Below are 20,072 nucleotides of genomic sequence, written 5' to 3'. Positions count from 1 at the left end.
ACGACCCTGAGTGCAATCTCGCCGAAGGTCGCGGGGATCCTCAGGGTCGCGGTGGCTGGCGATACAGGGCGGCGCCGGCGACGACGTCGGCCCCGGCCGCGACGAACACGACCCGCGCGCCCGCCGGCAACCGCTCGGCCCGCTGCCCGAACGCGGCGGCCAGGGCGGCGGTGTGCATGCGTGCGTCGTCGGCGACGCTGATCGCCTCGACCGGCAAGCCCAGCCGGGCAGCCAGCGCGGTGCGGTATCCGGGCCGGGCGGGGGCGGCGACGATCGCGTCGACCTCGGACAGCCGAACTGACTGCTCGGCAAGGCACGCCGACACCGCCCGCCCGGCCGCCGCCGCGAACCGCTCGTCCATCGCCGCCGACTCGGAGAAGCGCAGGACGTTGCGGGAGTCGGCGAAACCCACCGTGGCGCTGAAGTTTTCGTCGCCGGCTTCACTCGGGTCGTTCACCCAGGATACCCGGCTGAGGCCGTAGTCGTCGTCGGACCAGCCGCACAGCATCGCCGCGCCGGCGGCCGAGAATCCGAAGTGCTCACTCATCCCGTGCCCGGGGTCGGCGTCGCTGGCGACCACCAGCGCGCGCCGGATGGCGCGGCTGCGCATGAACCCATCGACGATCTGCAGCGCCGTCAGCAGCCCGCATGTGCCGTTGGCGATGTCGAACGAGAAGGTGCCGTGGGCACCGGCGTGCGGGTCCTCCGGGTTGGCGCCGATGTCGTCCTGGATCAGCGCGGCGAGCGCCGGCTCACCGAGGTTGCGGTCGCGGTAGATGCCGGCGTTGACGACGAGGTCGAGGTCTTTCGCCTCGCATCCGGCCCGCTTCAGGCAGTCCTTGGCGGCGACGACGGCCAGGTGCAAGGCGCTGTGGCGCCCCCGCAGCCGCGGATGCGAGACGTCGATCCGATCAATCACCGTTCCCATAGCGGCTCACCACATCCTCGTCCAGGGTCAACAAGACCACACCGATCTCCAGTCCGGAGGCCAACGCCAGCAACGCGATTCGCTCCCCGGGCCTGATCCGCCCGGCCTCGAGTTCCTCGACGAGCGCCACCGTGTGGGTGGTGGAGGCGGTGTTTCCGTAGCGGTCGACGGTGATCACCGCGTCGTGGCGCGGGCTGTCACCGAACACCTCCGACATCCGGGCCATGCCCTTGCGGATGGCGCGCGCGGACGTCTGGTGGGTGATGACGTGGTCGATGTCGTGGATCGAAAGACCAACGGTGTCAAGCACTTCGCTCAACAGCAGCGGCGTGTCGGCGATCGCGGCCTTCTGGATGGCGCGGGAGTTGGTGAACATCCGCGCCCCCGGGTCGTCCCCCTGCGGATACGCCAGGCAGAGCCGGCTGTAGTCGGCGACGGTGGTGAAGCCCGCCAGGGCGATGCCGGCCGAACCGGCCGGTGCCCGCTCGAGCAGCAGCGCCGCGCCGGCATCGCCCAGCGTCAGGCAGGCCAGCTCCTTGCTCATGATGTTGCGGATGTGCCGGGCGGCGTTGTTGGAAAGCTGCGAGATGTACTCGCCGCTGACGACGAGCCCGCGCTCGACGACGCCCTCGCGGATCCAGTTATTCAAAATCGTTACGCCCGTGAGCATTCCGGCGCACGCGTTGGACACGTCGAACGTCATCGCGTTCACCGCCCCGATCCCGCGCGCCACGGCGCTGCTCATGGTCGGCTCGAGCCACTGGGTCAGCCCGTCGCGGAACTTGGTGATGCTGCAGCTGATCACCACGTCCAGCGCCGCTGGATCCTGCTGCGCGGTGGCCAGGCAGTTCAGTGCCGCCGAGCTGGCCAGGGTGTAGGAGTCCTCATCGCCCACCGACACCCGGCGTTCGCGGATCCCGGTCAGCCGTTCCAGGTCGATGTGGGTGCGGTGGCGGGTGGACGCCATAAGCTCGTCGGTCGTCAGGTGGGTTCCGGGCAGATGCCGGCCCGCGGCCGCGACCCGCGCGACGAAGGGGGCCGCACCGTCCCTCCCGGTTGTTTCCCCGGTTGTTTCCATCACCAGCCAGTGCCGAGTCATCGATGCCACCTCCTTCGCATTTCGGTCACCCACGCATCTCGAGGACTTCGGTCACCGGACGCCGGGCGGTGGGTTTCGCGTGTGGGTCCGTGGCCGGTGACCGGCCGACCCGGATCAGCAGCTGCGGCTGGCCGGAGCCGCCGGTGACCCGTCTGATGATGTCGCGGCTCAGCGACATCTCCGTCATGTGGGTCAGGGTGCAAGTGGCCATGCCGGCCAAAGTGCATTCGAGCAGCACCGCCGACAGCGCCTCACCGCAGCGCAGCACCTCGGCCGGCGCATCATCGTCACGGGTGGACAGGACCACGATCTTGGAGTGGTCCTGATCGATCGCGGCGCGGCGGCGGCCCCCGCCCGCCGGCGGGAACGCGCGGGCGATGTCGACGCGCTCGGCCTCGGAACTGGACACCAGGGCGCTTTCGGGCACGTGGTCACCGTTCGCTTCGAAGGGCGAGGTCCACCAACGCAATTCGGTTAGGTAGGAGGTATCGCTTCGGCGCAACTGCTCGGTGAGCCGCGACGCCTCGGCCAGACTCGGTCGCTCGTCGTCGTCGACCACGTCCAGCGACACGTCGTACGGGGTCACCGCGCGGCTCAGGGCCGAATGCAGCGTGGGCCACGCGGTCGGTGCGCCCAGGGGCAGCCGATCGGTGCGGCGCCGAAGGATCGCGTCGGCTCGCAGCCGGCACTGCGCCGTCACGTTCTCCACGGGCCAAAAGCCCACCCTCGCGAGATGATCCGGTCTGCCATCGGTGGGAAAACGTTCGGTGACGCTGTCCCAGCCCGCGGCGGCCATGGCGACCCGCAGGTGGTCGAGGACGGCGCCGCAGCTCAGGATCAGCTCCCGGCCGGTGTGGTCGGTGGCGTGCATCGCGTGGCGCGGGTCGGCCCACAGGTGCAGCCTCGTGCCGTCCGCCACCCACCGCCAGGGCTGGCTGTTGTGCAGCGAAGGCGCGCGGCAGGCGAGCGTCACCGCGTCCCGGATGACCTTCGCTGTCGGCACTTTCGCGTCCATCTCCACCATTTCGTCGATTTCGCTGAGGCAAACTGTATGCCCCACGCGGCGGGTGCGGGCAGGGCCGTTGGTCCCCGACGGCCGGGACGTTGGAACCTCCTGGGGTGTTACGTCGCGCGCCCCCAGAGGTCGTGGACCTCGCGAGCGACGAGGTCCGGGCGCCGCGAGGTATCGATCCGGTGCGCGCCGTCCCAGTCGGCGTACCCGGCGGCCAGGGCGGCGGCGATCTCCGGCGTCACCTCCGAATTGCCCGCGGGCCTGGTTTTGATCCGGTCGGCGGCCACGTCGGCCGTCGCCGAGCACACGAATTCGACGAGCGCCGAGTGCGTCTCGGAGGCCAGTTGGTGAGCCTCCTCGCGCGTCCGCGGATCGCGCCAGGTGCCGTCGAGGATCACCGAGTGGCCCTCGCCCAGCAACTGCCGCGCGCGGCGCAGAGTGGTCTCGTAGACCACCGCGACCTGGTCGGGGCTGTAGAGCCCGGCGTTCAGCACGCCGGGCTCACCAGCGATGGCGCCCGACTCCCGAAGCTCCCGGCGCACGTCGTCGGTGGAAATAAGCTGCGCCGCATACGATTCAGCCAGCCCCCGGGCCACCGTGGACTTTCCGGTGCCCGGGTTGCCGCCGACCAGAGCAAGCCGAACGGTGCCGCTCTGTAGGTGCCGGGTGGCGATGGCCAGGTGGCGGGCGGCGTCGTCGGACGCGCCGGGGCTGCCCTGCGAAACCCGCACGCAGTCCACCTTCGCTCGCACCACGGCCCGGTAGGCGATGTAGAAGTCGGACAGCGCCCGCGGCGCCGCCCAACCCGCATGCTCGGCGTAACGCTGCAGGAAGTAGTCGCCGAAGTCCTTGCGGCCCAAGAATTCCAGGTCCATCGCGAGGAAGGCGGCGTCGTCGATGCAGTCGACGTGGCGCAGCCGATCGTCGAACTCCAGGCAGTCCAGCAGCGCGGGGGTGCCGCCGACCCAGAAGATGTCGTCGGCGAGCAGGTCGCCGTGCCCATCGACGATGCGCCCATCGCGGATGCGCCGCGAGAACAGCCCCGCGCGCCCGGCAATGAACTGGGACGCGAGGCGCTGCACATGAGCTACCTCACTTTCGGCTATGCCCGGAATCGATTTGTTCGCATACCGTTCCAATTCGGACAGGTTCTCCCGCCAGCGCCACTCGATCGCGGCGGCATCGCCCTGGGCGTCAATCCGCTCGCCGCGCTCGGCGCGTTCGTGGAAGCGGGCCAACACCGCCGCCACCGCGTCCAAAACTCGGTGCACGGACTCTGAAGTGTCGTGGGCCACCAGGTGGGCGAGGCGGTCCTCGTCGCGGTAGCGCCGCATGACAACGACCGGCTCGGCCGGCCCGCCGAGCGGGTCGGTGAGGTGGGCGACGCCGAGATAGCTCTCGGGCGAGAGCCGGCTGTTGAGCTCGAGCTCCCGGCGGCAGGCGTGCTCGCGCTGCTGCGGTAAGCGGAAGTCGAGAAAGTCGGTCAGCACCGGCTTCTTGGCTTTGTATGCGCGGTCACCGGCGAGAATGACGACACCCGTGTGGGTTTCGTGCACATCGAGATACGGCACGGCGGCGGCGCGACCCTAGGACGGCCGCGCGACGACCACCGGCATCCGGACCGAGTGGACCACGGCGTTGCTGACCGAGCCCAGCAACATGCCGGACAGGCCGCCGCGGCCATGGCTGCCCACGACGACGAGTTGGGCGGATTCCGACTGTTCGATGAGCTGGCGGGCCGGCCGGTCGGAAACGACGACCCGGTTCACGGTCACGTCGGGATAGCGTTCCTGCCAGCCGGCCAGTTGTTCGGCCAGGCTCCGCTCGGCTTCCGCCCGCACGGCCGACCAATCCACTCCTGGTAGTTCGAAGACGTCGACGTCACTCCAGGCGTGCAGCGCCGTCAGCTCGACGCCACGTCGCGACGCCTCGTCGAAAGCGACGGCCACCGCAACGTCCGATGCGGGTGAGCCGTCGATGCCCACGAGCACCGGGGCTTGCTGGGGGTGTGGCATGAGCGGGTCTTCGTCGCGGATGACCGCGACCGGGCAGCGCGCGCTGCGGACCACGCTGCTGCTCACCGAACCCAACAACAGCCTGCCCATCGCCCCGCGTCCGTTGCTGCCGACGACGATGATCTCGGCCTCTTTGGACATCTCGACCAACGTGGGCACCGGGGGCGCGCACCTCAGCTCGCTTCGGACGTCGACCTTGCGGTCCGTGGTGACGGACTCTTCGGCGATCTTGACCGCCTGCTCGAGGACCTCCCGGCCTTGCTCCTCCTGCCACACCGCCACGCCGGTCGACAGTGGCAGGGCCGGATACATCGGCACCATCGCGTTCACCATGTGGACCACGGTCAGCCGGACGTGTCGCATCGCGGCGTCACGGGCCGCCCAACATACGGCGGCGTTCGAGGCCGGCGATCCGTCGATTCCGACGACGATGCCATGGTGGTTTGCGAGTACGGACATGATGTTCTCCCTCTCCTCGCCCAAAACGCTATGGCGGGAACGGCCGTCGATCATGAGGCTTTAGTCACCAACCGCATGGCCATGAGGCCCCCTTGCGCCCAAGGGCCTTGACCAGCGCCGGCGCTGTGGCATCGTCACAGAGGTGACCGAATGGCCTGTCACGGTCGATAGGCGCTACCACGACGCGGTGATTCTCGGGCTCGACTGTGTTGTCGTGGAGCCGGCACCGGGGGTGGTTGAAGCCCGCGGTTCGACCGCCGGATTTCTGCAGCGAGTGCGCGACGTCGACGTCGCCACCGCCGCCTATTCGTCCACCCGGGACTGCGAATCCGTGCTGCGCGCCGCGGGGGTCGACGAACTCGTCTGCGCCGCCGGCGACGGCGAGCGCGCCGATGCGGCGCTGACCATGACCGTGGCGCACCTGGGCGTGCGGCCGGGCCGTTGCGTCCTGATCGACTGCAGCGACGCGGGTATCGCGGCGGGCCGCGATGCCGGCTTCGGCCTCGTCATCGGTCTGGAGCGCAACGGAGGAGCCGGCGAATTGCTGTCCCGCGGGGCGGACATCGTCGTCGGCGATCTTGCCGAGGTCTCGGTGCAGTCCGGCGGCAAACCGTTGTCGACCATCGCCGACGCGATGGCGGTCTACAGCCAGTTGAAGGAACTGGTGGCCAGCCGGCGCCCGGCGGTGTTCCTCGACTTCGACGGCACGCTGTCCGAGATCGTCGCCGAGCCGGAGGCCGCCACCCTGGTCGAGGGCGCCGCCGAAGCGCTGCGCGCGCTGGCGACCCAGTGCCCCGTCGCGGTGATTAGCGGCCGCGATCTGGGCGATCTTCGTGAACGCGTGAACGTCGAGGGAATCTGGTATGCGGGCAGTCACGGCTTCGAGCTCGTGGCACCGGACGGCACCCACCACGAGAACGCGGCAGCCATCGGTGCCACCGCCGCCCTGGCACGCGCGGCCCACCGACTAGCGGAGCTGCTCGGCGACATCCCCGGAATCCGCTTGGAGCACAAGCGCTTTGCCGTCGCGGTTCACTACCGAAACGTCGACCCCGAACAGGTCGACCACGTGATCGCGGCGACACGCAAGCTCGGCCGATCCCAGGGCCTGCGGATCACAGCGGGGCGCAGACTCATCGAACTTCGGCCCAGGGTCGATGGGGACAAGGGCAGGACGCTCAACTGGATCCTCGAACACATCGAGGGAACGGGCAGCGGCACCGTGCTACCGATCTATGTCGGCGAAGACCTTGCCGACGAGGACGCCTTCGACGCCGTCCAATTCGACGGCATCGGAATTGCGTTGCGGCACAACGAGGACGGGGATCGCCCCTGCGCCGCGCTGTTCAGCCTGGTGAGTCCGTCCGCAGTGTGTGATTTCATCCGGCGCCTGGCCAACGATCTCCACGCGGCGGCCGAGCCAAGCGATCCGTGGGAGCTGGTCTACGAGGGATATGACCCCGCGTACGAGCGACTGCGCGAAACACTGTGCACCGTTGGTAACGGCTACGTCGCCACCCGTGGCTGCGCCCCGGAGGCTACGGCAGCCGAGGCGCATTACCCGGGGACGTATGTGGCCGGCGTCTACAACACGCTGGTCGATCGCATTGCCGGCCGGACCATCGAGAACGAAAGCCTGGTCAACCTCCCCAACTGGCTCTCGCTGACCTTCCGGATCAACGGCGGTCCTTGGTTTCACATTGACGACACAGAATTGTTGTCCTACCGGCAGACGTTCAACCTGAGGCATGCGACGTTGACCCGCACCCTGCGATTCCGGGACGGCGCGGGCCAGATCACAGCCATGACCCAAGAACGGTTCGCGTCCATGGACCAGCCGCACTTGCTCGCCATGCAAACCACGATAGTTGCTGAGAACTGGTCGGGCACAGTCGAATTCCGGTCAGTGCTGGACGGCAACGTGTGCAATAGCATGGTCGAGCGCTACCGTTCGTTGTCGAGCACGCACCTCGCGTCAACCGTGGTCGACGAGTCCGCGGCCGACTCGGCGATATTGCGCACCGAAACGTCGCAATCACGCATCAGCATCGCGGTGGCCGCGCGCAGCACCGCGTGGTGCGACGACGCTCGGGCCGTTGCGCAATACAAAATCGTGCGGGAAGCCGGCCGCGGCGGGCACGACATCCAGGTCGCGCTCGCGGTGGGGCAATCGGTCACGCTGGAAAAGGTCGCGACCATCTTCACGAGCCGGGACAGCGCCATCTCGGAACCGGCGAGCACCGCCCAGCTGCACCTCGACTCCGCCGGCCGATACGCCGAGCTGCATCGTCAGCATGCCCGGGCGTGGGCTCTGCTGTGGGAACAATGCGCCATCGGCCTGGCCGACGGCACCGACAGCGCCGACGCGCTGCGCATCCTGCGGCTGCACTCGGTGCACCTGCTGCAGACGATCTCGCCGCACACCGCCGACCTCGACGCCGGCGTCCCCGCGCGGGGCCTACACGGCGAGGCGTACCGCGGGCACGTTTTCTGGGACGCGTTATTCGTGGCCCCGGTTCTCGGCGTGCGAATGCCGAACGTCACCCGGTCACTGGTGCTTTACCGGTATCGGCGGCTGCCCGAGGCCCGCCGCGCAGCGCGGGTGGCGGGTCACCTCGGCGCGATGTATCCCTGGCAGTCGGGTAGCGACGGCCGAGAGGTCAGCCAGGAGATGCACCTCAATCCGCAGTCCGGGCGGTGGAACCCGGATCCGAGCGGCCGCGCGCATCATGTCGGTCTCTCCATCGCCTATGACCTCTGGCAGCACTATCAGGTGTCGGGTGACCGCCAGTTGCTTGTCGACTACGGGGCCGAGATGCTGGTGGAGATCGCGCGGTTCTGGGCCGGTCTGGCGAAACTGGACGAGACCCGCGGACGCTACACGATCCGTGGCGTCATCGGACCCGATGAATTCCATTCGGGTTACCCCGGCAAGGAATACGACGGCATCGACAACAACGCATACACCAATGTGATGGCCGTCTGGGTGATCATGCGGGCGATGGACGCGCTCGATCTGTTACCGCTGCGGGACCGACTCGATCTGGTGGCGAAGGTGGATCTCACCGCCGACGAACTCGATAGGTGGGACCGCGTGACGCGCCGGATGTTCGTGCCCTTCCATGACGGTGTGATCAGCCAGTTCGAAGGTTATGCCGAACTGGCGGAACTGGATTGGGAGGAGTACCGGCGGCGGTACGGGAACATCCAGCGGCTCGACCGCATCCTGGAGGCCGAGAACGACAGCGTCAACAACTATAAGGCGTCCAAGCAGGCCGATGCGCTGATGCTGTTCTACTTGCTGTCGTCGGACGAGTTGCTGGCTCTGTTGGGCCGGCTCGGTTACCGCTTCGCGCCCGAGCAGATCCCGGAAACCGTGGATTACTACCTCAAACGCACTTCCCACGGTTCCAGCCTGAGCGCCGTCGTACATGCGTGGGTCCTCACCCGTGGCAACCGGCATCACGCCATGAAGTACTTCGTGCAGGTATTGGCTTCCGACGTCGCCGACATCCAGGGCGGCACCACGTCGGAAGGGATACACCTGGCCGCGATGGCCGGCAGCATCGATCTGCTGCAACGGTGTTTCACCGGACTCGAAACCCGCGACGACCGGCTGATCCTCAGCCCGCAATGGCCGGATACGTTGGGCTCCATCGAGTTTCCCTTCCTATATCGCGGCCAGCGGCTACACCTTCGGGTCAGCGGGCGAGCAGCCGAGCTGACCTCCGAGGCGGGCAACAGTGCATCGGTCGCGGTGGAATGCCGTGGCCGATTGCAGCAGCTGGCGCCCGGGCACACGGTCGAGGTCGCCTGAAGCCGGGGTGACCAATTCCTCCGAACGTGGGTCGAACGACCCTGCTGAACCAAGCCGTCTGCCCATAACGTGGCCAGTGACGGGCCATCGATGTCCCGGTGGTCAGTCATAGAGGAGGACTCGATGAACAATCCGCAGTCGTCGCAGCGGATCGTGGTAGGTATCGACGGCTCGGCCGCCGCGATCAACGCGGCCAAATGGGCAGCCGCGGAGGCCGTCAGCCGCAACATCCCGCTCCGGCTGATCCATGCCATACCGAGACGGGGTGCGGGCGATGACGGCTTGGACATCGAATACGCCCAATCGTCGTTGCGCGCCGCCGACGCGGCGCTGCAGGAGATGGGCGCGCCGGTCAAGGTCGAATGCGACGTCGTCCGCGGTTCCTCGGAGGACGCGTTGATCGACGAATCACGCGACGCCGCAATGGTGTGTGTGGGTTCGGTGGGGACGGGCTGGGTGGCCCGCAAGGTCCTCGGCTCGACCGCGCATACCCTGGTGAAGAAGGCGCACTGCCCGGTGGCCGTCATCCGCAGCAGCCGCGACGGCGCCGATCAGGATGGCGGATACGTCGCCGTGGCCGTCGAGGAGTCGGACGCCAACGATGCGGTGCTCGAGCACGGGTTCCGCGAGGCGCGCCTTCGTGACGCACCGATCCTGGCGATGGGCGTCTGGCGGTGGGGCCTCGGCGAGATTCCCTACCACCAGCTCGATCAGCGGCTCGGACCCTGGGTATCGCAGCATCGCCAGGTGCACGTCCAACCCGCCGCGGCAAGGCGTGGGGCGGCCGAATTCCTCACGTGCACAAAAGAACCCGTCCAGCTCGCGGTCGTGGGCAGCGAGGATGCCGACAAGGTCGCCCGCATGGTCGGGCCGATCACCCCGCATCCAGGCGGCAACACCGGATGTTCGGTGCTCGTCATCCGCGACTGACGGCGGCTATCCGGCCGCCCAATCCTTGGCGCGGTCCAGCTCGTCAAGCCCGAACACGGCGATCTCGCCGGGAACCATCCACGCCACCGCGTGCAGCACGGGAGCGACCCAGTCCTTGTCGGAGACCACCGCGATCCGCTTGAACGCCGAATGGTGCGGCAGGACGGTGCCGAAGCCCAGCTTGAGATCCTCGAGGAACCCACCCGGCCCGAATCCCTCGTAGTCGGACGCTATGACCTCGACGATCCTGACCTCGCCCGTCTGGAGCACCTGGTCTATCTCGAGCGTGAAGTCGCGCAGCTCGTCACCGCGCAGGCGGCCCGACACGCGGATGCCGATCACATTCTCCGGCATGTCCGGGAGCAGCTCGATCATCGGAAGCCTCCTTCGCGGGCATCGATCCTGATTGTCAGCGGACGACCAGCACGGGCACCCGCGCCGACTGGGCCACCGCCGAACTCACCGAGCCGAGCAGCATGCCGGGAAACCCACCCCGGCCGCGGCTGCCGACCACCACCAGTTGGGCGTGTTCGGATTCCTTAAGCAGCCATTCGGACGGCTTGTCGCAGAACAGTTTCCGCTCGACGTGCACGTCGGGATAGCGTTCTTGCCAGCCGGCCAGGCGTTCGGCGAGGATCTCGTGCGCCTCTTGCTCCCGGTCATGCCAGTCCATGCCGAGGATGGGGAATACGCCCACGTCGCTCCACACGTGCAGGGCCACCAGCCCCACCCCGCGGCGCGAGGCTTCGTCGAAGGCCAGGGCGGTCGCCTCTTCGGAGGAAGGGGATCCGTCGATGCCCAGCACCACGGGCGCGGCGGGGTCCGGGTCCGCCTTGTCGCCGGTGTGGATTACCGCGACCGGGCAATGGGCGTAGTGCACGAGTCCCGTGGTTACCGAGCCGAGCAGCAAGCGGCCCACCGCTCCCAGTCCCTGGTTTCCGGCGACCAGCACCCAGGCCTTCTTGGAGGCCTCGATCAGCGCCGGGACGATGGCGGAATAGACGGTCTCGGTGTGTATTTCGGGCGATTCGGACGCGCCCAGGCTGGCGCTGAGTGTCTTGCGGGCCTGGTCGATCACGTGCTGAGCGCTGTCCTGTTGCCAGTCGGGCATCTCGGCATAGAGTTGCCCCACCGGCCAGCCGACCACGATGGGCGGAACGACGTACATCAGCGTGATGGCCAGGTCACGCATGATGGCCTCGCGTGTCCCCCAGGCGACGGCGGCGTCGGATGCGGCCGACCCGTCAACACACACCAGTACTCCGTATTCTTTCGCGTCTGCCGTCATTTTCCGCTCCTCTACGCCGGCGTTTCGTCAAATTGGGGCAGCTCGATCTCGAGGTGCCGAATAGACCCGTAATCGATTGGCCTGCAAGGCCAGCCGAGATCGAAGAAGACCGTAAGCATGAGGTGGTTCTCGCCGAGGACGTCCGCCACGAACCGCCCGATTCCGCGGGCGCGGGCGATCGGGGCCAGGTGCTTGAGCAGGGCCGTGCCCACGCCCACCGAATGGTCTTGGTGGGCGACCACGACCGCGACCTCGGCCGCGTTCGGGTTGTCGACGACGACGTAGTGGGCCACGCCGATCAACCGATCGGCGTCGAAGGCACCGAGGGCGTACAGCCCGTCCGCCGGCTCGGTCAGCTTGGCTACGAGTTCGTGCAGCGGCGACAGCTGCAGCGTGAAGAAACGAAAGTACCGGTCGTGATCGGACAGCTGTTGATGCAGCGCCGAAACGGCCTCGGAGTCGGCGACGGTCAAGGGACGCAACGACACCAGCCGTCCATCGAGCAACCGAGCAGTAGCCGCGGCGTCCACCGATCGATTACTCACAATCCCCGACGATATTCGGCGGCGGCGCGGCCGGGCAGGGCCGTTAGACCCCATGGCCCCTCCCATTGGTCCCGTTCGGGGCGACCGCTATTGGTCGATCAGCGGGGCCACCCAGTGCACCCGGGTACCACCCTCCGGGGGGCCGGTGATCTCGCAGGCCCCGCCCAGTCGTTCGGCGCGGCGCTTCATGTTGGCCAGGCCGCTGCGCCGCGTGTTGCCGTGGGGTATGCCGGAGCCGTTGTCGACGATGTCGAGGACGAACATGTCGGCGACGCTGATCTCGACGGTCAGCCGCGATGCCCCCGAATGACGCAGGGCATTGCTGACCGCTTCTGTGCTCACGGCCTCGGCGTGGTCGGCAAGCTCGCCGCCGACGGCGGTCATGGGCCCGTGCATGCGCACGGTGGTCACGATGTCCCGGTTCTCGGTCAGGTCGGCGACCACCTGTTGGATGCGCTGCCGGAAGTCGTTCTTACCCGAGGGGGATTTCAGCTGGAAGATCGTCGTGCGGATCTCCTCGATGATGGTTTGCAGATCGTCCAGCGTGCGGTTGAGCCGGTCGGCCACCTCCGGGGAGCGCGCCCGGGCCAGGGTTCCCTGCAGGTCCATGCCGGCGGCGAAAAGCCGCTGGATGACGTGGTCGTGCAGGTCGTGGGCGATGCGTTCGCGCTCGGCCAGGATGGTCAGCTGGCGCGCGTCGTCGCGGGCCGACGCGAGCACGAGCGCCATCGCGGCATGTGTGGCGAAATCGCTGACCAGATCGAGGTAGCTGTCGTCGAAGGGTGCCTCGTGGCTGCCGCGGGCGATGGCGATCACGCCGACGACTTCGTCGCGGGCGCGCAGCGGCATCAGGATGGCCGGCCGCTGCCCGACATCGGTGAATGCCTGAATCGGGTACCGCAACGTCTCGGTGATCAGCGGTTCGCCGGACCGGAAAACGGCCCCGCTGGTGGAACCCTCCACCGGGACCTGTTGGCCTACGACCTCGGCGGCGTGCACGCCCACCGCCGCCGAGACCACCAGCGTGTCGACCTCGTCGTCGGGCAGGTCGGGATCGGCCGGCACCAGGACGATCGCCTGCTCGGCGTCGGTCAGGGCCCGGGCACGTTCGGCGATCAGCTGCAGCGGGCGCCGGTGCGGCTCGGCGCTGGACAGCAGCGCGGTGGTGATCTCGCGGCTGGCCTCCATCCACTTCGCGGCCGTCCGCTCGCGTTCGAACACCTGCGCGTTGTCGATCGCGATCGCGGCGGCGAACGCCAGGGCGCGAGCGGCCACCTCGTCGGACTCGGAGAATGTCCGCTGCGGCTCGACGTGGGTGAGGTAGAGGTTGCCGAACACGGTGCCTCGAATGGTGATCGGCACCGCGAGGAAGCCGCGCATCGGGGGGTGGTGCTCGGGAAACCCGACGGCGGCCGGATGGGAGGTCAGGTCGTCCATCCGCAACGCCGGCGTGTCCATCACCGACAGGCTGAGCAGGCCCTTGCCCACCGGCAGGTGCCCGATTTTGGCCACCGTGTCGGCATCCATCCCCTCGTGGACGAACGAGAGCAGGTTGCCCTCGGGGTCGCGGATGGCCAGCGCGCCGTAGGGGGCGGAGGCCAACCTCCTCGCCGCGCCAATGATCCGGTGCAGCGTGGCGTCGAGGTCGAGGCCCGCGCCGATCTCGACGATGACCCGCAGCAGCTGTTCCATCTGGTCGCGGGCCGCCAGCATCTCGTCGAGTTGCTGGTGCATCCTGCTGACCAGGCCCCGCTGGCCGAGTCCGGCGAATGCCGAGCCGCCGTCGTCGCTCGTCACCCCGATAGACCTCCGCCACACACCAAACGCTTGAATGTCAAGATCAGCCTAATCGCAAAATGTCAAGCACCCAAGCGAATGGCTGTTGTCGGTGGCGTGACGTCTCGCCTATTCCGGCGGCGCGGTGGGATGGCCGGGCCGTTGGTCCAACTTGGACGCGAACACCGCCGCCTGCGTCCGGCGCTCCATGCCGAGTTTGGCCAGCAACCGCGACACGTAATTCTTCACCGTCTTCTCGGCGAGGAACATCCGCGCGGCGATCTGCCGGTTGGTCAGGCCCTCGCTGAGCAGGCCAAGCAGCGTCCGCTCCTGTTCGGTAAGCCCGGACAGCGGGTCTTCGCGCTCCGCCGCGCCGCGGAGCTTGGCCATCAGGGCGGCCGCCGCGCGGTTATCCAGCAGGGATTTGCCGGCGCCGACCTCCTTGATGGCGTGGGCCAGCTCCATGCCCTTGATGTCCTTGACCACGTAACCGCTGGCGCCGGCCAGAATCGCCTCCAGCATCGCTTCGTCGGAGGTGAACGACGTCAGCATCAGGCAGCGCAGGTCGGGGTGATCGGACACCAGGTCGCGGCACAGTTCGATGCCGTTGCCATCGGGAAGCCGCACGTCAAGGACGGCGACGTCGGGTTGCAGCGCCGGTATCCGCGCCTTCGCCTCGGAGACGGAGCCCGCCTCGCCGACGATCTCGAGCTCGGGGTCCGCCGCCAGGAGATCGGCGAGGCCGCGCCGGACGACCTCATGGTCATCGACCAGGAAAACCTTGACCATCAAGAATCCTTCCGCCGGTCGTGGGACCTCCCTATCACACATTAACTATCGTACAAATTTCACAAATGTTGCCGATTCACGATCAACAGCGAACAGTTCGCGTCCGCCATCACCGAACTGCCGACGGGTCCGACAAGCTCGGCGACGTGCTGACGATTGTCGGCGCCGACGATCACCAAGCCGACCGGTCCACGGTGTCCGGCCAGATAGTCCAGCAGGCCGACGTGTATCGCCATCGATTCGACCCGTAGCTGCGGATGGCGTCGCTTCCACCCGGACAGGCGGCGATCCAGGTCGGCGAGTGCGCGGCGATCGGCCTCGGTATCACCGTGCTCGGCCCGCCCCGTTCGCCGCGAGACGACCGCCTCGAGCGCGGCGCCGCGCAGCACCGCCTCTTCGATGGCGGCTCCGAGCAGCACCGAATCCGGGGACCCGGCTATCTCGACGACGGCGCTTTCTGCGGGCCGCCCGCGATGACCGTCGCGACCCCGGACGATCGCCACCGGACAGCGGGCCGATACGGCCAGTGCCGCCGCGGTGGAGCCGACGCGGCCCGGCTGAAAGTGGCGCAGTCCGACGGCGCCCACGCAGACCATCGCGGCCGACGCCGACGAGCGGATCAGCGATCCGACCGCGGGTCCGTGGACGATCTCCGTCTCGATCTGCACCGGCGTGCCCGCGGCTCGGATCGCCGTCACCGCCTGGCGGACCGCCAGCTGCGCGGATTGTTCGCCGTCCCCGGGGTCGGTCGCGCACAGCAGGCGTAGCGGAACGTCACGACTCGCCGCCTCGTCGACCGCCCACAGCGCCGCGCGTATCGCCGCTTTGGAACCGTCGACACCGGCGACGATCGACTTGGTTCTGGCTGGCTGCGTCATCGGGCCTCAGTGGCGGACGACAAGCACCGAGCAGTCGGGGTAGCCGACGATCGGATGGCAGTTCGGGGTGGCCAGCGCGGACATCTCTTCCGCGTCGGCACTACCCACCACCGCCAGTTCGATTGCGCTACCGGGCTTTCCGCCGTATTTCGCGCCGGTCCCCGCGGCCACCGTCTGGACGCGGACGTCCGGATAGCGGCGGACCCAGCTGTTCACTCGCCGGTCGATTTGGCGCACGATGGCGTGGCGGCGCCGCCCTTCCTCCATGGCTTGGTGCACCACCTCGTCGTTGTCGGGCTCATCGGTGAGCACGACGGCGATCACACCGAGCTCCGTCGGCAATCCGTCGGAAGTACGAATGATCGCGACCGGGCAGTGCGCCCGCGCCACCAGACCCGTGGCTGTCGGGCCCAACAGCCCGTCGGATGCCCATCCGCGCCTGGCGGTGCCGACACACACCAGGGCCGCGTCCCGGGATTGGTTGATCAACGCCTCCGCGGGATCGCCGGAGACGATCGCCGTCTCGATCTCGACCGGCTTCCGTTCGCTCTGTATGGCGCACTCCGCTTCGGCCAGCGCCATTTCGCCGCGTTCGACCTCCCATTCGGAACGCGGCGCCGATCCGGGGCGCGCCGGTCTGCGCGGCATCACATATACCAGGCGAAGTGGCAGCTGCCGACCTATCGCCTCGTCGATCACCCACTTCGCGGCGTTGACCGCGGCCTGAGAGCCGTTGACGCCCACGATCACCGCCTTGGCGTCCAGCTGGCTCATGTCGGCTCCTGATTGTTCCGATCGCGCAATTTCAGGCTATTGCGGCCGCGCCCGCTCAGCAGGGGTCGTTAGGCCTCAGCCGCGAAGTCGTTCGTCCCCACCTCTGCCGGTTCGGCGACCAGCTCGAACAATCGCTCTATGTCGGCCCGTTCAAACACCGCCGTACCGGGTGTCATCAGCATCGCCGCTCCCGCCGCGATCCCGTAACGAACCGACTTGGCCAGCGGCCACCCCTGCGTGAGGCCCACCGTGATCGCGGCAACCATCGCATCGCCCGCCCCGACACCACTCCCCCCCGGCATCGGAACCGCCGGAAACCGCTGGCTGGCATGGCGTGTCGCCAGCAGCGCGCCATAGGAACCCAGGGAAACCACGACGACTTGTGTGCGGCCACTGTCGATGAGTTGGTGGGCGGCCTCTAGCTGCTCAGACTCGGTGGCGAGTCGGCGACCGACGCATTCCCTGAGTTCTCGCACGCTCGCCTTGAGCAGGAATACCCCTGAGGAGATGTGCTGCAAGCCGCCGCCGGAGGTGTCCAGGACGAGCTTGACGCCCATCTGCCGGCAGAGGTCGGCAACCCGCTGATAGTAGTCGGCGGGTACCCCCGGTGGCAGACTTCCGCTTGCCACAACGACTTCGGCCGATTGGGCTGCCGACCGCAATTGGTCGAGGCATTGCTCCTGCTCGAGGACTGTCAGCTCCGGTCCGGGCAGCACAAACCGGTATTGCTGGCCGGTGCTGGTCTCGTTGACGGTGAAACTCTCGCGCGTTTGGGCAGCGATCGGAACCTGCCGGAACGGGACTTCCGCCTCGCCGAGCAGGGTCGTGACGAGACCCCCGTGCGAGCCGCCCGCGGGAAACACCGCCAGCACCGAGCTACCAAGGACCTTCGCGATCCGGGCGACGTTGATGCCGCCTCCGCCCGGGTCGTAACGCGTCGCAGAGCAGCGCAACTTATCGGTCGGCCGCACGACGCCGACACTCGTCGTGATGTCGAGCGCGGGATTCATGGTCAACGTCACGATTCGAGTTCGGCGAACCGGGTCGGAAGGCATCTCCATTTTGGTTGGCTCCGCGGGGGTTAGAGGCCGCTCGGGTACGTTTCCGGCGTTTCGCCGGCGATCCAGAGGCTGGTGACCTCAAGGGGTTCCAGCGCCCGGGTCCTATCGATGTGGATCATCGCGTCGAACTGGTCGGCGGGGCGGACGTGGAAGTAATGGCTCTGCCGTTCGGTCTCGGGGCGGTAGATCACGCCGATGGCGCGCCCTAACCGGACCGCGCTCAGCGGTTCCGCGGCCCCCGGGCTGATGTGTGCCGACACCAGGAATTCGCTCCTGTGTGTCTCGTGCAGGAGTTCTTCGATGCTTCCGTTGAGCGCCGGGCGCACGACCTTACGCTCGGCGATGCCACCCCAGTCGCTGGCGGCGGTGACCGTGCCCGTGTAGGTGCTGAAGCCGATCAGGCGTGCCTCGTCGCCGTGCCGCTGCCGGACCAGTTGGCCCAGTGTGAGTTGTCCATCGGCCCAGACTTCGGTGGCGCGGGCGTCCCCGACGTGAGAGTTGTGGGCCCACACGACGATTCGTGCCGAGGGAATGTCTTGGTGGCGGTCAAGATGCTTCAGCAGCGCCTCGAGCGTCTGGGCCATGTGTTTGTCGCGCAGGTTCCACGAGGTGACTCGCCCGCTGAACATCGCCCGGTAGTAAACCTCCGCGTTGTGCACCGTCTGGGCGTTCTGGTGGGCGTAGAACAATTCGTCCTCGGCGAGCAGACCGTCCCTGCGCACGTACGCCAGTTCGTTGCGCTGCATGTCGACCAGTTGATCGATGGCATCCTGTTCACACGATGGGCCGGCGCCGAAGGCGGCCGAGAAGCCGTACGCCTGGCCGTCGTCCGCCGAGGCGTGGTCGAAGCAGGCATAACGTTCGCGCGCCCGCGCCGCCGCCGTGGGGTCGACGTTGTCGAGGTAGCCGATCACTTCCTGCATCGACCGGTGCAGGCTGTAGAGATCCAGCCCGTAGAAGCCGGCCTGGCGCTGCCCGTTGTTCTCGTGCAGGCGGTTTCGGGTGCGCAGCCACTCGACGAAGTCACGCACGACTGTGTTGCGCCACATCCACGCGGGGAACCGCTCGAATCCGCTCAGCGCCTCGTCGGCGCTGGTGTCGTCCCCGATGCCGCGAACGTAGCGATTCACCCGGTAGGCGTCGGGCCAGTCCGCCTCCGCCGCGACGGCACAGAAGCCTTTCTCCTCGATCAACCACTTCGTGATTTCCGCGCGGGCCTCGTAGAACTCGTGTGTGCCATGCGAGCTTTCGCCGATCAGCACGATGCGCGCATCGCCGATCAACTCATCCAGGGCGTCACGCGGCGGGACGCCCGCCGGCGCATCGATGGCCAGCCGGGCGATCACCTCGGCCGGGGTCCGCGCCGCGGCCCTCGCCGGGATGCCGGTGGTGGGCGTCGCGAGGAGCCGGCGGACCTCTTCGTCGGTCACCTGCCGGAAATCCCAGAACGACTCCCCGACCGCGAAAAACGGAGTGGGCATGCTCGCGCAGACGACGTCGTCGACCTGACCGGCGAATTCCCGGCACGTGGACTCGGGGGCCGCCGGCACGGCGATGACGATGTGTGCGGGCTCGGCCTCGCGGAGCGCCTGGACCGCCGCGAACATGCTTGCGCCGGTAGCCAATCCGTCGTCGACCAGGATCACCGTCTTGCCGGCCACGTCCACGGGCGGACGCCCGTCGCGATAGGCGGCCTCGCGCCGGATCAGCTCCCGGCCTTCACGCTCGGCGACGGCACGCAATTCCTGCGGGGTGATACGCAGGCCGCGCACGACGTCGTCGTTGACCACGACGCGGCCCCCGCTCGCCAACGCCCCCACGGCGAACTCCTCATGGCCGGGGGCACCGAGCTTGCGCACGATGAAGGCATCCAGCGGGGCATGCAGCGCCGCCGCCACCTCCCATGCGACGGGTATGCCGCCGCGCGCCAAGCCCAGCACGATCACATCGTGCCGATCGCGGTAAGCACCGAGAAGGTCCGCCAGCACGCGGCCCGCCTCCGCACGGTCACGGAACACCCGCCGCGGCGAGCGTCGGGTGGCGTCAGCTGCTCTGGTCATCACACACCGCGCCTGTAGTCATGGCAGTCTCCTCGATCTTGACCATCGACGAATTCATCCGACCAGCCCGCCGTAATCGGCGGTAGGGCACGAAGTCCCAGGCTTGCGGGTCGTTCGTCGGCTCAGCTTCTGCGGCGCAGCTCGCCGATATAGGCCATGACCCGGTTGAGGATCAGGCCGTAGGCGTCACCGTCGTCCACCAGCCGGGGCAATCCGCGGTGGCGGAGAAAGCCGTCCAGGCGCTGGTCCAGGCTCCAATCGAGATAGCTGTCGCCGGCATAGGGCGAGTGCAGGAACTCGAACGCGATCTCATCGACGTCGGCATCGGTCATCGACGGGGATCCCTCTGTGGTAGGCGGCATTCGGCTTCCTACCCGCTCCGAGCGTGATCCCTGATGGCGGCCTGCACCGCGGCAATGCGTGAGCGTGCCCGTTCGTCGGCGGCCTTCTGTTCGGCGGCCGTCACGACTATCGCGTCCGGACCGGGGAATACGGTCGCCTCCTCCCCGGTGGCCAGCCACCGGACCCGGTACGGCGGTTCCCCCTTCGGTGAACGCACCGAGGTGATCAACCCGCGCAGATCCGGTCTCCCGATCGTGCCGCTTTTGATGACGAGCCAGTCACCTGCATCGGCAAACACT

18 protein-coding genes are annotated in these 20,072 nt (G+C 68.0%); 2 read left to right on the top strand and 16 right to left on the bottom strand.

Going from position 1 to position 20,072, the window contains the following annotated elements; genetic code table 11:
- Positions 1–40 precede the first annotated feature (40 nt).
- The 5 genes from A5750_RS22025 to A5750_RS22005 all read right to left on the bottom strand — a co-directional run bounded on the left by A5750_RS22025 (position 41) and on the right by A5750_RS22005 (position 5,513).
- Positions 41–928, bottom strand: coding sequence for a 3-oxoacyl-ACP synthase (locus A5750_RS22025; protein ID WP_066947861.1), 888 nt, complete (start codon positions 926–928; stop codon positions 41–43).
- Positions 912–2,027 (bottom strand): 3-oxoacyl-ACP synthase III family protein, encoded by a 1,116-nt coding sequence (locus A5750_RS22020; protein ID WP_066947916.1) that lies wholly within the window; start codon positions 2,025–2,027, stop codon positions 912–914. The genes A5750_RS22025 and A5750_RS22020 overlap by 17 nt, the downstream gene beginning before the upstream one ends.
- 25 nt (positions 2,028–2,052) lie before the next feature.
- On the bottom strand, positions 2,053–3,051 hold the full coding sequence (locus A5750_RS22015) for an NAD(P)H nitroreductase (RefSeq protein WP_082959171.1): 999 nt from the start codon (positions 3,049–3,051) through the stop codon (positions 2,053–2,055).
- Between the two features lie 98 nt (positions 3,052–3,149).
- Positions 3,150–4,610: a bifunctional aminoglycoside phosphotransferase/ATP-binding protein gene (locus A5750_RS22010; protein WP_156664384.1), complete on the bottom strand. Its 1,461-nt coding sequence runs from the start codon at positions 4,608–4,610 to the stop codon at positions 3,150–3,152.
- 15 nt (positions 4,611–4,625) lie between these two features.
- Positions 4,626–5,513 carry a universal stress protein gene (locus A5750_RS22005; protein WP_067266178.1) on the bottom strand — a complete coding sequence of 296 codons (888 nt, stop codon included), beginning with the start codon at positions 5,511–5,513 and terminating at the stop codon, positions 4,626–4,628.
- Positions 5,514–5,655: 142 nt separating this feature from the next.
- On the opposite strand from A5750_RS22005, the gene otsB reads away from it, so the two are divergent.
- On the top strand, positions 5,656–9,330 hold the full coding sequence (gene otsB, locus A5750_RS22000; RefSeq protein WP_231989276.1) for a trehalose-phosphatase: 3,675 nt from the start codon (positions 5,656–5,658) through the stop codon (positions 9,328–9,330).
- Positions 9,331–9,453: 123 nt separating this feature from the next.
- On the top strand, positions 9,454–10,260 hold the full coding sequence (locus tag A5750_RS21995; protein ID WP_067265693.1) for a universal stress protein: 807 nt from the start codon (positions 9,454–9,456) through the stop codon (positions 10,258–10,260).
- A gap of 6 nt (positions 10,261–10,266) precedes the next feature.
- On the opposite strand, the gene A5750_RS21990 is transcribed toward A5750_RS21995, so the two are convergent.
- From A5750_RS21990 to A5750_RS21940, 11 genes are all read right to left on the bottom strand, one after another.
- Positions 10,267–10,635, bottom strand: a complete 369-nt coding sequence (locus A5750_RS21990; RefSeq protein ID WP_067265691.1) for an STAS/SEC14 domain-containing protein — start codon at positions 10,633–10,635, stop codon at positions 10,267–10,269.
- Between the two features lie 34 nt (positions 10,636–10,669).
- Positions 10,670–11,548 carry a universal stress protein gene (locus A5750_RS21985; RefSeq protein WP_067265688.1) on the bottom strand — a complete coding sequence of 293 codons (879 nt, stop codon included), beginning with the start codon at positions 11,546–11,548 and terminating at the stop codon, positions 10,670–10,672.
- An 11-nt stretch (positions 11,549–11,559) separates the two neighbouring features.
- Entirely contained in the window at positions 11,560–12,093 is a 534-nt protein-coding gene (locus tag A5750_RS21980; RefSeq protein ID WP_197505500.1) for a GNAT family N-acetyltransferase, read from the bottom strand.
- Positions 12,094–12,180: 87 nt separating this feature from the next.
- Complete coding sequence (locus A5750_RS21975) at positions 12,181–13,827, bottom strand: GAF domain-containing protein (RefSeq protein WP_197505514.1); 1,647 nt, start codon at positions 13,825–13,827, stop codon at positions 12,181–12,183.
- A gap of 171 nt (positions 13,828–13,998) precedes the next feature.
- Complete coding sequence (locus tag A5750_RS21970) at positions 13,999–14,658, bottom strand: response regulator transcription factor (RefSeq protein WP_066947836.1); 660 nt, start codon at positions 14,656–14,658, stop codon at positions 13,999–14,001.
- A 59-nt stretch (positions 14,659–14,717) separates the two neighbouring features.
- Positions 14,718–15,536, bottom strand: coding sequence for a universal stress protein (locus A5750_RS21965; protein ID WP_066947833.1), 819 nt, complete (start codon positions 15,534–15,536; stop codon positions 14,718–14,720).
- A gap of 6 nt (positions 15,537–15,542) precedes the next feature.
- Entirely contained in the window at positions 15,543–16,310 is a 768-nt protein-coding gene (locus A5750_RS21960; protein WP_067265685.1) for a universal stress protein, read from the bottom strand.
- A 68-nt stretch (positions 16,311–16,378) separates the two neighbouring features.
- Positions 16,379–17,371 carry a 1-phosphofructokinase family hexose kinase gene (locus A5750_RS21955; protein WP_067265682.1) on the bottom strand — a complete coding sequence of 331 codons (993 nt, stop codon included), beginning with the start codon at positions 17,369–17,371 and terminating at the stop codon, positions 16,379–16,381.
- Positions 17,372–17,391: 20 nt separating this feature from the next.
- Positions 17,392–19,431, bottom strand: coding sequence for an erythromycin esterase family protein (locus A5750_RS21950; protein WP_067265677.1), 2,040 nt, complete (start codon positions 19,429–19,431; stop codon positions 17,392–17,394).
- Positions 19,432–19,553: 122 nt separating this feature from the next.
- On the bottom strand, positions 19,554–19,793 hold the full coding sequence (locus tag A5750_RS21945) for a hypothetical protein (protein ID WP_067265674.1): 240 nt from the start codon (positions 19,791–19,793) through the stop codon (positions 19,554–19,556).
- A gap of 8 nt (positions 19,794–19,801) precedes the next feature.
- Positions 19,802–20,071 (bottom strand): DUF1918 domain-containing protein, encoded by a 270-nt coding sequence (locus A5750_RS21940; RefSeq protein WP_067265673.1) that lies wholly within the window; start codon positions 20,069–20,071, stop codon positions 19,802–19,804.
- Position 20,072 lies beyond the last annotated feature (1 nt).

The sequence above is a fragment of the Mycobacterium sp. 852002-51613_SCH5001154 genome, assembly GCF_001667425.1.
GTDB lineage: Bacteria > Actinomycetota > Actinomycetes > Mycobacteriales > Mycobacteriaceae > Mycobacterium.
The sequence above is the reverse complement of the archived record's forward strand: the minus strand, read 5'-3'. Positions and strand labels throughout refer to the sequence as shown.